Below are 12,853 nucleotides of genomic sequence, written 5' to 3'. Positions count from 1 at the left end.
AGTTACAACAACAATAATTATATTTTTGAATTAATAAGTCTATAAAACACCAGTCCTAATTAAGGGAGGGTTACAATTCAATTATTTACCAGGTATAAAAATTGATATTTTTTGCGCTGTTTTGATGCGGTTTTTGGCCGTTTTCAATACCTAAAACGAGAGGTATTTTATCAATTCATGTCAAAAAGCATCAAAAAAATGAAAACTAAAGAGAAAGAAATGCGGCCCGCGAACACATTTGGAGTATAATTCATTATCCGTCAGGATAAGCTCAGGAATGGGAAAGCGCCCGTTTACGCGCGAATCACAGTGAACGGGGAGATCATTCATTTTGCATTAAAGCAATGGATCGACCCCAAATTATGGGACAACCGGTGTGGATATGGCAAAGGAAATAAGGATGAGGTGGCGTTGCTTAACTTGCACTTGGACAGATACGGGTAGCCTTAGCCCATCACTACCAGCAGTTGCAGCTCAAGGGGAAATATATTACCGCAAATACGGTGAAAGATGCTTATTTAGGCAATGATGCTGAGGAACCCAACCTGCTGAGCCGTTTGATTGCTTATCATTTTGAGACGGCTAAAACCGTACTGGAATGGAGTACACTTAAACACTACCTACATGCCTACTGATTTATGTAGCGGAATTAATTTCATAAACCAGGCGGAGAAGATACCGCAGCTGGATAAAGAGCTCGCCAAAGCTGGTGAGAAACCGCATTTTCGTCTATGCTGGATTATGCCTTAAAAGTTACTTTAATTTTTAATTGAAAAGTATCCAGGATATCCTGGATACTTGCGTGCGAATAGCCGGTACGAAGCCGTACTTTCTTTATTAGTGTGAAGTAAAAACTTTTACATAATCTACGTACATGACTCCTGTTTGTACGTTTGCTGGCACCAGGTTTTCGTAATAAAGACCGCCTATCGGAACGCTCAATGCGATATTTTCCGCTTTGCCGAAAAGAAACGGAACAAGGTCGTCTGCTGTCTTAGTTTCTACTAATTTGCCGTCAAGATAGTAATTTAACGAGCTTTTTGTCCATTCAGTCTCAAAAACATGCCAGCATGTTGATAAATCCTCGTCGGCAGGATTACTGAAAAAACCATTTTTTACGAGATTTTCGCCAGCACGCTGACCGTAAAAGTAGTTGGTAAAATATTCCTTTGTATCATTTCCTTCAACCTGGAAAAAATTAATTTGGCCATTGGTTGGCCAATCAACTCCGTAACTTTCAAAAAGAGACACAAGCCCGTATCCTGATGCTACCTTTACCCGGGCAATTATCCGCACTTTTGGCGTGGCTGAATTTGCAGTGAAGGTTGAGTTACTCACGATAGAGCCCGAAGTGAAATTATAAGTTTTTTGCACTGTACTATCTTCCGCTGAAGGACTGGTTACCGATTCCTGTTTAACAGAAAGTTGTAACACACCATTAGCTATCTGAGCGTTGTCGGGTTTATAATATTGCAACTCGTTTCTTACCGGACCAGTGTATGCGTACCAGTTGGACAGATCTCCGGTAAATTCATCGTCGAATACTTTTGTCCATCCATTAGCGGTTAGCGTTGTATCGTTAAAGTCATAATCACAAACGGTCGCTGCAATTTTAGGATTTACGTTGGATGACGATGGTTTTTGCGTTCCGGGTGTAACCGGGTCAACTTTTTTGCAACCCAGGAAACATCCAAGGGAGAGACTGCATAGCAGAAAAAGGGTTTGAGGAGAAGTTTTCATTTTGGTAGATATTATTAATTGAATTTATCCCGGCTGGTAGCCGGTTTGCATTATTTATAATGTCGGGCGCTTTTGTTAACCAAATTCGTTAGACCGTAGTTTCCGCAATTGTAGTGTGAAGGGTTTCGTGAACGAAAATTTTAAGTTCCAGAACATATTTGGAAACGTATGGCTCGCCGCAAACCGGGCACAACGTTTCTTCAGCCAAAAGCTTTGCAACAGGCGTTTTAATACCCGAGAATGTTAAGGCATTAAAAATAGACGCTTTGCAATACGCGTTGAAGCAATAACAATTAGTATATTCGGGGCAACTCATCGTGTAACTTTTTGTAATTATTTAATCATTAATTTATTCATTCCTTGTTGCAGCTTAACCGCAAACTGTTCTACGTTGGGGGGCAAAAGCATTGATAGATGATCGCCGGACACCTCACAAATTTCCACCCCCTTTTTAGCGTATTTTGTCCACCCATAAAACTCGGCGTCATCTACATAGTGTGTACAGATTTTTGCTTTATACAGATAAACTTTGTCGTCAAAAGGCTCAATTGAATAATTTCTGAGTGCAACGCGAAGTTTAGTTTGTATTTGCTTTATTTGGCGATAAAATTCTTTGGAGTCTTGTTTTAGCCCACGTTTCGAACGTATGTTTTTGATCAAATGTCGTAGAGTTCCCCCCGGGTTTTTTATTGTGAGTCTGGTAAAGGAAATAATGCGTAAGATGTTTCTTTTTATTTTTCTGGGTATGAGATAGCTAAGACTTTTGAATTCAGATTTTTCTGCATCACTGTCAAATATTATAACTTTTACGTCTTTACCCAACGCCTTAAGCTGCTTCCGCATCTCTATCGCTACGTACCCGCCGAAAGAATATCCTGCCAGGTAATATGGTCCTTCGGGGTTTTGTTCCAGGATTTCGCGAACATAATTTCCTGCTATTTCTTCCATAACTTCCGGAGGATCTTCGCCTCCAAGGCCAAGCGCCTGAAGTCCGTAAACAGGCTGATCCTTATCCATATTTACGGCGAGGTCATTAAAATACAATACATTCAACCCTTCTCCGTGTATGATATAAACAGGAGGTTTAGTTCCTTCTGGTTTTAGTGCAACCAGTGAATTCCAGCCGTTGGTAACTTCATAGGAGTTGAGATAAGCGGCCAGTTTAGCTATAGTTGGGTTATTTAACAAGGTTGAAATTGGCAGGCGCTTTCCGGTAATTTTGGCGACGCGAGCCATTATCTGCACAGCAAGGAGTGAACGTCCCCCCAAGGCGAAGAAATCGCTGTTTGTGCTAATCTTCTTTATTCTCATGACCTCCTGCCATATTTCAGTCAACTGTTTTTCAGTTTCAGACACAGGCCCGACATACGTTTTTCTAAGTTCCGGGTTTTCGTTAGCAGGATCCGGCAAAGCTTTCCTGTCAATTTTACCGTTTGGCGTAACCGGTATCGATGAAATATAAATAATGTCGTTAGGTACCATGTAGTCGGGCAGGGCGGCGGACAACATCTGTCTTAATTCGTCCTTAAGCAAGACTTTATCGCAGCCGTCAGCGGGAACAACGTAAGCAATAATCGAAGGGTCGCTGGTTGTGGTAGTCGTTACTGCCACGGCCTCTTTCACGCCATTATTTTTTAATAACACATATTCAATTTCGCCCAGTTCAATGCGAAAACCTCTTATTTTTACCTGCTGATCCGATCTGCCAAGGCATTCAATTTCGGCGTTTGCATTAAACCGACCCAAATCGCCTGTCCGATACATTCTCGCTCCCGGATCAACAGAAAATGGGTCGTCCAGGAACCGCTCGGAGGTAAGATCCGGTCGATTCAGGTAACCTTTTGCAACGCCTTTACCGCCAATAAATATTTCGCCAATTATACCTTCCGGCTGCATGTTTAATGCCTCGTCCAGAATATACACCCGGGTATTATCTATGGGTTTACCAATGGTGATTTCTTCTTTGCTTGTTATAAGTTTTTGTGTAGAATATACCGTTGTCTCTGTAGGTCCATATTGATTCCATAGCTCGCTGCATAGCGGTAAAAGTTTTTCCGCGAGTTCCTTGGACAGGGCCTCTCCACCCGTTATTATTCTAACCGGCAAAAAATCGTTCCATCCAGCTGCGATAAGCATCCGCCATGTATATGGTGTTGCCTGCATAATGGTTATTTTTTCCTGTTTCATAAGCTCCAGCAATAACCAGCCGTCCTTTGCAGTTTCGCTGCTTGCTAAAACAATCTCTGCACCGCCGGTTAGCGGCAGGAATAATTCAAGTCCGGCAATGTCAAAAGAAATTGTTGATATGGCTAACAGACGGTCATGTGGGCCAATACCGGGAGCCTTTTGCATGCTGAGCAAAAAATTAGAAAGACTTTCATGGGTAACGATAACACCCTTTGGCTTGCCGGTAGATCCGGAAGTATAAAGTATATAAGCGGTATCGTCGCCAGCAATCAGTGTATTTAACCCGTCACTACCAAAATGCTCAAATTGCTCCCAGGCGTCTTCAATAAATAATTCCTTAGCTTCAGAATTAAAATATGTTTGATATTTTTTTGAAGTGATAAGCACATTTGCTGAAGAATCCTCGATCATATATTCTAAACGATCTTTAGGATATGAGGGATCAAGCGGAACATAAGTAGCACCTGATTTTAGAATAGCAAGCAAGGAGACAATCATTTCAGGACAGCGATCCAATGCTATGGCTATAACATCGCCTTTCTTAATACCAAGATTTGCCAGGAATCTCGCAAATTGGTTTGAATTAGCCGCTAATCTATGGTAAGACCAATAACTTTCATTAAACTTTACAGCCGTATGGTCAGGAAATGCTTTTGCGCATTCATCTATGAGGTGATAGAATGGCTGAAACGCAACGTTTTCGAATGCAGGCTGTAAAATTAATTTTTGTTCATCAAAGCATAAAGATGTTTCAAACTTCATTTGTGTCTAATAATATATCTCAAACCAGTTAACTGACAGCCTGAATTCAGTGTAGCAAATTTGCTCTGACCTCATCTGATAATGCGGCAATAGCCGATGTTTCATTCGGACTATTACCAGTTTTCTCATAGAAGCGTTACGCGATAGCATTTACCAAGTTTTATGCCGAATAACTTAAAAGGATAACGAGTTGTGTTGTTATATATTAAAGGATCACAATTTTCATAACAAATACGCTTATGGTATTTGCATGATCAGATTATTATTATGATCTGATTTTTTGTGAAGTTTGGTGGGGTTAATTGAGACCTTATAAATGGATTATTACTTGATTGTGGATTTGTAACCAATCATAACGTGTTTGCATACGCGCCATTACGATCGTTTTCAGTAAGTCTGATAAAAAAATAAACATAAAATAGAAAGTCGAGATAATTATTGAATTTTACTATGAGGAAATATTTACGCATTCTAATTAGAAAATTATTTGCCTATTTTTTTAAAAGGAGAATGATAGATGTATTTTAGAAAAATAAAGGTTCAGGCTCAAACTTCAGATATGGTCATTCCATAAATGTGCATATTTTAACGGACAACTATTTTCCAATTCTGGTCATTTTTATGTTTTGGCATTTTTACGATTTCCCGCGAAGAGACAGCGCCGCTCTGTCAGAAGCATTCCAGATGCTGATCTTGCCATTTACCAATTAGCTATTGCTTCAATCTGATACCCGACAACGTTATCTTTGGTACCCCAGGAAACATAATGTCCCGCAGTTCCCAAATTTGAATCTAAACTAGTCACTCGCCGAGGTGTGAAGCCATAGCAGGCAAACGTTAGTAACCTGGCTAGCTCAACTGTATAAATAGCTTGATATCATAAAATAGAGGCCCGACTTACCGGACGTGTGCCGAAGAAAGCAGCGGTGAGGCAGAGGTAACCGGGGGAATCAGGTTATGCTACTGACATCCGGGAACACCTACGCAGTTGCATATCCATATCCCCGGTTTTCAGGTTAGTTTCGCCGAATAAACGAATAAGATTCATGGTGTTTTCTCAGAATATAAAGATTGAATCGTTGATTTCAAATGCATCAGGCAAGGCGCCGGTTACAATAATAATATCTATGGAAAGCATAAATAGATATATACAGTGAAAATGACTGGTTAACGCGATAGGCGGTTATACCTTATCCCACTCTTTGGTATTGTATCTTCCATACCATCGGTTAAGCACAAGCCGCGCAAACAATGATGGTTTTTTAAATGGCCTCGTTTGTAAGAAACTCAAGGTTTGAAGCAATTCATCGCCCATATAGTTAAAATCCATCCTGCTGATTAATTCAAGCGATTTTAAAGACATTTCTTTTTTAACAGATACTGGCAACTTAATAAATTTAAGTAACTTTTCCTGAAATATCTCTTGTTCACCAGGATCGAACATGTAACCGTTTTCTCCCTCCTTTACAAGTGTAAATGCGGCATTAATTTTAGTACTTAATAATACAGGTAAACCAGCAGCCATGGCCTCATTAACAACAAGTCCCCAGCTTTCATATAAGCTCGGCGATACAAATGCATCCGCTTCATGTAATATGCCGGGGAGCTGGTCATTTGCGGTAACCCCCAGGAAACTGACACGTTTTAACCCCAGGTTTTTTTTATGATCCTGCAATTCGCCAAACAAGGGACCGTCGCCTACTACTATGAGTGAATAACTGTCGTCATTATTCTCCACATATTTCCATACATCCAGTAAACTTTTTACGTTCTTTTTTTCAACCAGCCGCGACACGGTGATTATTTTTTTATTATCCACACGCTTCTCTCCCTCAACCTTAAACAGGTTATTATCTATGCAATCGTAACCATAAAGGTATTTTATTTTGCTTTTGCTGTATAAACGTGTATACTCCTGGTCATATTCGTCAGACGGGAGCCAAAGAGCGTCGATCTGATTGGTAATCAGATCTTTTACAGCCTGAACAATAAAGTTTCTTTTTACCCATGAGGGCTTTGCATCATCAAACATGATGAATTTCTTTTTATTCCTTTTCGCCCATTGAAGGCCTAAGGCGCCTGAATAGAAAACTATTGAGCCGCCAATTACCACGTCGGGACGGATTTCGTCAAGTTTATTAAATACTTTATCTTTTATTTGATGCTTTGTAAGATCGAAGTTGCTTTGATTAGGAAATAGGCAATCCCACCATGATTCGGTTTTGTTAAAAGATTCGAAATTGTAAGGCGAACCTTTTCCAAACAATTCCACTGCGTTGAGTTCGATGTTATTGCATTTAAGAAAATCCCTCAAAAAAAACAGTCGCCGCCGCCAGTATACCCGAAGGTCGTTGTGAATAATTAAAACTTTCATGTTATTATCGGTTTTAAGCAAACCAAGGGACTATTTAAATGTTTGCAATGTTCACAAAATATCATCAGCAGGCTTATAGAATCTAAATTTTACGCATCTGTTTAAATGATCTAAAACAATGTGATTGAATGTTAGTTGAGTTGATGAAGCTTATACAAAAAAATGATTGATAAGGACAAAAAGATCCTCTTAAACAATATTTCCAGCTTATTTTCAGTACAGGTAGCTAATTATGTATTACCAATGATTAGCATACCTATTATTGTAAGGATTATTGGTCCGGATAAATATGGTGTAATTAATTATGCAAGTGCCATAATAAGTTACTTTATACTGGTAGTAAATTATGGCTTTGACCTTACTGCAACCCGCGCGGTAGCACAAAACAGGGATGACAAGTCACATATCGAAGAACTTTTCAGTATAGTTTTATGGAGTAAAATTTTATTATTCTTACTTACGTTAGTAGCGTTTTTATGTTGTTTTGCCATTTTTCCGTTGTTTAGAGACGAATGGAAATTAATGATATACAGCTACATTGTGCTTGTCTCGTGGGTAATTACGCCTAACTGGCTATACCAGGGTATGCAAGACCTGCACCGGATAGCTGTGTTTGATGTTATCATAAAATTAGTATTCACAGTAGTGGTTTTATTGGTAATAAGGCACAAATCCGACTATCTCTATCAACCGCTTATAGCGGGTGTCACTCAAATAATTATAGGTTATTATTCGTTCCATTATGCTATGCACAAGTATGGCATCAGGATTATCAGAATATCACTAAAGCAAATACTTGCGGTTTTAAAGAATGAGCGGATTGTATTTTTCTCTTCAATAGTTATAAACTTATATACTACCACCAATACAGTACTGCTTGGTAGCTTAGCAGGCGATATGCAAGTAGGTTACTACACTGCGGCTATAAGGTTTATCCAGATAGCGCAGGCTGTTATTACACTTCCTTTATCAAATTCGTTTTTTCCGTATGTGGGCGCAGCATTTGGCAGGGGTAAAGAAGAAGGCATTGCTGCGGCCCGCAAGGTATTGCCAATTGTTACAATAATAGGGTTAGTTTGTTTCTTTGGTATGGTCATTTTCGGACCATGGGTGCTCGGTATTTTTTACGGAGCAAAATTCTCATCCAGCATACCCATATTTATTACCCTCTCCATTACTCCCCTTATAATAGTAATTAGTAATGTGTATGGCATTTTGGTGATGATGAATCTTAAAATGGATAAAGCTTTTCTTCGTATTACGGCATGTGGCGCCGTAGTAAGTGTTGCGTCAAACTTTTTATTGGTACCATGGGCCGGCGGTTTGGGCTCGGCATTTAGTTTGGTGATTACCGAAAGCTTTATTATCGCAGCTATGGCTTTTATACTGTTAAAAGACGGCATCAATTTACTTGATCCGGAGGGCTTTCACCCCAAAAGAATCATGTTACAAGTCCAGTCTGTGCTTCCCGGGTTTAGTAAAAATTAACACACATATAAGGTTAGAATGAAAAAATTCTTGATAATAGGAGCAGGCTTTTCAGGGGCCGTAGTAGCCGAACAACTCAGCAAGACGCCATGTGAAATTCTTGTAATTGACGAGAGGTCGCATATTGGCGGCAATTGCTATACCGAACGCGATGGGAATACAGGCGTTATGGTACATAAATATGGCCCTCACATATTTAACACAGATAACAAAGAGGTATGGGATTATATTCAGCAATTCTGCGAAATGATGCCATATGTTAACAGGGTGAAGGCGGAGTATAATGGCAACATCTACTCACTTCCTATAAATCTGCATACCATCAATCAGTTTTTTGGAAAAACACTAAACCCTAATGAGGCTAAAGAATTTATCGGTACCCTGGGCGACAAAAGCATAGCTGAACCTAAGAATTTCGAGGAGCAGGCATTAAAATTTTTGGGAGACGATCTATACAGGGCCTTCTTTTACGGATATACAAAAAAACAGTGGGGTTGTGAACCAAGTGAGTTACCTGCATCAATTTTAAAACGATTGCCCGTCCGGTTTAATTATAGTGACAATTATTACGCATCAACCTATCAGGGGATACCCAGAGACGGATATACGGCAATTTTTGAAAGAATGATGGATCGGCCTAATATTGAAATTCAGTTGAACAAGAAATTTGATCAGGATTTTGAGACAAGCATATATGATCACATATTTTATACAGGCCCTATAGATGCTTTTTTTGATTACAAGTACGGCCGGTTAAGTTATCGGACAGTTTATTTTGAACGCGGAGAAGCTGATGGTGATTACCAGGGAAACGCAGTGATCAACTACTCCGATCCCCAGGTTCCTTTTACCAGGGTGCATGAACACAAGCACTTTACACCCTGGGAACAACATGAAAAAACAGTCTTCTTTAAAGAATACAGCAAAGAAACCGGAGAAGAGGATGTACCGTATTACCCGAAGCGGCTTACCGAAGACATGCAAAAATTGGCGCTTTATGAAGAAGATGTAAAGAAACTTACAAATTACACTTTCCTCGGCCGGTTAGCAACCTATAGGTATATGGATATGCACCACGTGATAGGCGAGGCGCTTACACAGGTTAAAAATTACGGAGTTAACAATAAATAAATTTCAATTTTTAAGATAGATCAAAAATGGAAAAGCGCGTAGCTGCCTTAATAGTTACATATAACAGGTTGAACTTGTTAAAAGAAACAATAGAAGCTTTGAAAAACCAATCGCGCAAGCCTGAGACGATTATTGTGGTTAACAATGGCAGTACGGATGGAACCGGTGAGTGGCTGGCATTGCAGGATGGTTTAACAGTTTTTAATCAGCAAAATTTAGGTGGCGCCGGTGGGTTTAACCGAGGAATCAAGGAGGCGTACGATGCCGATTATGACTGGATTTGGGTTATGGACGACGATGGTTACCCGGCTGTAACCTGTCTGGAGAATCTTTTAAACGCTGCAGAAAAAAGAATGGAGGTTGATGTGTGGGGATGTATCGTGTTAGACCGTGACGATCCATCAAACCTGGCCTTTGAATGCGGGCAAATAACCAGCGGTTCTGGAAAAATTGACTGGAGTGTGGAGTATATAGATAACTGGGCGCCTTTCTTTAATGGCGTTATGTTTTCAAGAGACATTATTAAAAAAACCGGCTATCCTAATCCGGCATTATTCATATGGGGAGATGAGGTTGACTATTTTGAAAGAACAAGACACCAGGGTATTATAGCAACGACAACAAAAGCGGTGTTTTACCATCCTAAGGATCGTTTATATTCAACTATGCACCGAAATCAATATGTGTATGACGGTCCCGCAAACTGGAAAGCTTACTGCTTTTTTAGAAACAGGGCTTACCTGGGGCGTAAACACTATAACAGAACCGAAACAGGCAGCTTACTCAATCAATTTTATTATAATTATAGTAAATTATCTTTCCGCGAGTTTTTAAAAACAGTACCACTGCTTTTAAGGGCGCATTGGGACGGTTTTAATTATAATTTGAAAAAGAAATTACCTTATTGACATTAAGGAGTTAATTTAACCTTTTTTTCTTTTTTGAATACATCGTACATAATAGGAAACAAGGTTTTTACCCACAGTTTAACGTGGGTTATGGGTACCGATAACGGAAAATGCCTTTTAACGTAAACCATATGCTCGTTATAAGCCAGCCCTTTGGGGCTGTATAAATATTCTATTCTTTTTTTCAGCGGGGTTCGTTGCGGAAGCCAAGTAATTATGTGGTCATTATCGCAGATGCCGTAGTATCCCGGAGCAACCCATACTTTCATGCCATTACGCAGCGCTGTTAAAGTATAATCGTAGTCGGCTATGCCATGCGTGTACGAGCTCGATAATATCCCTATTGTATCAACAGTCGTTTTATCCACCAGCATAATATTCGCGTTGCCTATTTCGCAGGGCACGAGTTTAGTCCTGTCGGGAGCAATGTTAACTGTATCTCCGGTTATCTTATTCACAATTTTCTGACCACCATACGTTATGGAGCTACCCTCGCTGTCCTGCACTGTGCCCAAAATAATATTGCCTGGATGATCTGAGCAATTATGCGCCTGCAGCAGGCGGCTCACAGCTCCGTCAAAAAGCACAACATCATCATTGCAAAGCAGGAAAAAATCATAAGTCCCACAGCCCAAAACATGTTCCCATAATGTTCGCATACCTCCAGCCCAAAACAGCGATCCTGATCCACGAATGAGATTTACTGTTGGGAACTCCGCTTCTACATAATTACCGGTGCCATCGGGAGAATTGTCATCAAGCAAGAAAATATCCATCTGGCAATTTGCAGGCACTTCCTGTTTAACAAGGCTTGTTAAAAAGCGCGCAGTTTTTTGTTTGCGGTTGTATGAGCAGCCGAGAACGGCTATTTTTATTTGTTTCGGCTGATGTATCATTTATTCATAAAATATTATCTTGTTAACCCTCCAACTTATTAGTTGTTTTAAATAACTGTATTATATTTTGTTTGTATTAATCATTTAATTATTAGTATTTTATAGCAAGATTTTTAGTTAATTTAACTGTTCCTTAAGCACTGCGTTATATATTTTTAATAAGTCGTCAGTTATTTTTTCCTGATCGTGCCTAAGCCAGGCTTTCCTCCTGGCGTTCTTACCATACGTAATCGCCTGGTCATAATTTTCATTCATCTCTAATATGGCGCCGGCCATAGCAAAGGGATCACCGTCTTGTATTAATATTCCCTCTTTGCCATCTTCGAGTAAACTGCTTGTGCCGCCTGCATTCGTCGCTATGCATGGTAATCCAAGCATCTGCGCCTCGCATAAGCTATTCGGACTATTTTCTATATGCGATGCCATAACATAAATGCCGGCCTTTAACATTGCCTGTGCCAGTGATTCCTGGTTGAGCATGCCCATAAACTTGATATTTTTTGAGATTGGCCGTTTAGTGTTTTTAGCAGCAATTCTTACTACTTCGTCGTTTGGGGTAAGGCCCGCAATCTGCCATTCGTAATCCAGATTATTGGCGTCCAATAAATTAGCGCAATCCAATACGGTTTCAAAACCCTTGTAAATATTTAACCAGGTTGTAGTAAATATAATAAGGCGATGTGTTTTACGGTATTCACATTCATTTTTGTAAAATGCATCTCTCAGTATTTCGTCGTTATGATAATATTTAGCCTCCGGCGCTAAAATTTTGGTAACCCTGCGATCCCAAGCGGTGCGCCCGATGAAATTTTTAGAATATGAATATATTTCTTGCTCCCTTTTAGCCACTTTAGCAAATACTTTATAAACATTCAGGAACGATCGTGATAGCAGGAAACTTTTTAAATAAGAGTATCTGAGTACGTCGGTATAAGTTATTTTTGAAAAAAATTTATACCTGTAAACTGTTATTGTCCCCTGTATAGATATTACCGTGGGTATGTCCACATATTTTTGAATCAGGCCGAAAGGTCCTTCTGTGCCATGTATATGAATGAGGTCTGGTTTGACATCATTAATAATTTTCAAAAATGCTTTTATATCGCTATCTGGTTCAATACCATTGATTAACCGTCTGAATATCTTAGTTAGCTTACCCCGGCGGTATTGTTTTACAGGATAGTAGTGCGTTGCTCCATAGGTAAACGGGGCGATATCAGCATGGTGGTAAAAAGCGACTGAAAGCTCTACTTTGTCCTGAATATTGCGCTCAAGGCTTTTAACCCAGCCGATCCCCTCATAATTATTGTTCAGATAGGCGTCGGCCAAACCCGGAGATAATGAGAACCATAAAACTTTCATAAATA

10 protein-coding genes are annotated in these 12,853 nt (G+C 39.7%); 5 read left to right on the top strand and 5 right to left on the bottom strand.

What is annotated here, in order from left to right:
- Positions 1-252 precede the first annotated feature (252 nt).
- Complete coding sequence (locus Q3W13_RS25235; protein WP_368077633.1) at positions 253-444, top strand: Arm DNA-binding domain-containing protein; 192 nt, start codon at positions 253-255, stop codon at positions 442-444.
- Between the two features lie 59 nt (positions 445-503).
- Positions 504-635, top strand: coding sequence for a hypothetical protein (locus Q3W13_RS16925; RefSeq protein WP_302865750.1), 132 nt, complete (start codon positions 504-506; stop codon positions 633-635).
- A gap of 202 nt (positions 636-837) precedes the next feature.
- On the opposite strand, the gene Q3W13_RS16920 is transcribed toward Q3W13_RS16925, so the two are convergent.
- The 3 genes from Q3W13_RS16920 to Q3W13_RS16910 all read right to left on the bottom strand — a co-directional run bounded on the left by Q3W13_RS16920 (position 838) and on the right by Q3W13_RS16910 (position 7,063).
- A complete protein-coding gene (locus Q3W13_RS16920) occupies positions 838-1,740 on the bottom strand; it encodes a glycoside hydrolase family 16 protein (RefSeq protein ID WP_302865748.1) in 903 nt (300 codons plus the stop codon).
- 333 nt (positions 1,741-2,073) lie between these two features.
- Positions 2,074-4,689, bottom strand: a complete 2,616-nt coding sequence (locus Q3W13_RS16915; protein ID WP_302865747.1) for a non-ribosomal peptide synthetase — start codon at positions 4,687-4,689, stop codon at positions 2,074-2,076.
- A 1,183-nt stretch (positions 4,690-5,872) separates the two neighbouring features.
- On the bottom strand, positions 5,873-7,063 hold the full coding sequence (locus Q3W13_RS16910) for a glycosyltransferase family 4 protein (protein WP_302865745.1): 1,191 nt from the start codon (positions 7,061-7,063) through the stop codon (positions 5,873-5,875).
- A gap of 162 nt (positions 7,064-7,225) precedes the next feature.
- On the opposite strand from Q3W13_RS16910, the gene Q3W13_RS16905 reads away from it, so the two are divergent.
- From Q3W13_RS16905 to Q3W13_RS16895, 3 genes are read left to right on the top strand one after another with little or no spacing between them, the layout of a single operon-like run.
- The gene (locus tag Q3W13_RS16905; protein ID WP_302865744.1) at positions 7,226-8,551 is read left to right on the top strand and encodes a flippase; all 1,326 of its coding nucleotides are present in this window, start codon (positions 7,226-7,228) and stop codon (positions 8,549-8,551) included.
- Between the two features lie 18 nt (positions 8,552-8,569).
- Positions 8,570-9,682, top strand: a complete 1,113-nt coding sequence (gene glf / locus Q3W13_RS16900) for a UDP-galactopyranose mutase (protein WP_302865742.1) — start codon at positions 8,570-8,572, stop codon at positions 9,680-9,682.
- 26 nt (positions 9,683-9,708) lie between these two features.
- Entirely contained in the window at positions 9,709-10,590 is an 882-nt protein-coding gene (locus tag Q3W13_RS16895; RefSeq protein WP_302865740.1) for a glycosyltransferase family 2 protein, read from the top strand.
- Between the two features lie 2 nt (positions 10,591-10,592).
- Here the strand turns inward: Q3W13_RS16895 and Q3W13_RS16890 are convergent, their stop codons facing one another.
- Together Q3W13_RS16890 and Q3W13_RS16885 are read right to left on the bottom strand one after the other, a co-directional pair.
- Entirely contained in the window at positions 10,593-11,486 is an 894-nt protein-coding gene (locus Q3W13_RS16890; RefSeq protein WP_302865739.1) for a glycosyltransferase family 2 protein, read from the bottom strand.
- A 117-nt stretch (positions 11,487-11,603) separates the two neighbouring features.
- On the bottom strand, positions 11,604-12,848 hold the full coding sequence (locus tag Q3W13_RS16885; protein ID WP_302865737.1) for a glycosyltransferase family 4 protein: 1,245 nt from the start codon (positions 12,846-12,848) through the stop codon (positions 11,604-11,606).
- Between the last annotated feature and the right edge of the window lie 5 nt (positions 12,849-12,853).

It is taken from the genome of Mucilaginibacter sp. L3T2-6 (assembly GCF_030519355.1).
Taxonomy (GTDB): domain Bacteria; phylum Bacteroidota; class Bacteroidia; order Sphingobacteriales; family Sphingobacteriaceae; genus Mucilaginibacter.
The sequence above is the reverse complement of the archived record's forward strand: the minus strand, read 5'-3'. Positions and strand labels throughout refer to the sequence as shown.

Excerpts from the sequence above, each read along its gene's own strand:
- Q3W13_RS16895 (WP_302865740.1), top strand. The coding sequence starts at position 9,709 with ATGGAAAAGCGCGTAGCTGCCTTAATAGTTACATATAACAGGTTGAAC.
- glf (WP_302865742.1), top strand. The coding sequence starts at position 8,570 with ATGAAAAAATTCTTGATAATAGGAGCAGGCTTTTCAGGGGCCGTAGTA.
- Q3W13_RS16890 (WP_302865739.1), bottom strand. The coding sequence starts at position 11,486 with ATGATACATCAGCCGAAACAAATAAAAATAGCCGTTCTCGGCTGCTCA.
- Q3W13_RS16910 (WP_302865745.1), bottom strand. The coding sequence starts at position 7,063 with ATGAAAGTTTTAATTATTCACAACGACCTTCGGGTATACTGGCGGCGG.
- Q3W13_RS16915 (WP_302865747.1), bottom strand. The coding sequence starts at position 4,689 with ATGAAGTTTGAAACATCTTTATGCTTTGATGAACAAAAATTAATTTTA.
- Q3W13_RS16920 (WP_302865748.1), bottom strand. The coding sequence starts at position 1,740 with ATGAAAACTTCTCCTCAAACCCTTTTTCTGCTATGCAGTCTCTCCCTT.
- Q3W13_RS16885 (WP_302865737.1), bottom strand. The coding sequence starts at position 12,848 with ATGAAAGTTTTATGGTTCTCATTATCTCCGGGTTTGGCCGACGCCTAT.
- Q3W13_RS16905 (WP_302865744.1), top strand. The coding sequence starts at position 7,226 with ATGATTGATAAGGACAAAAAGATCCTCTTAAACAATATTTCCAGCTTA.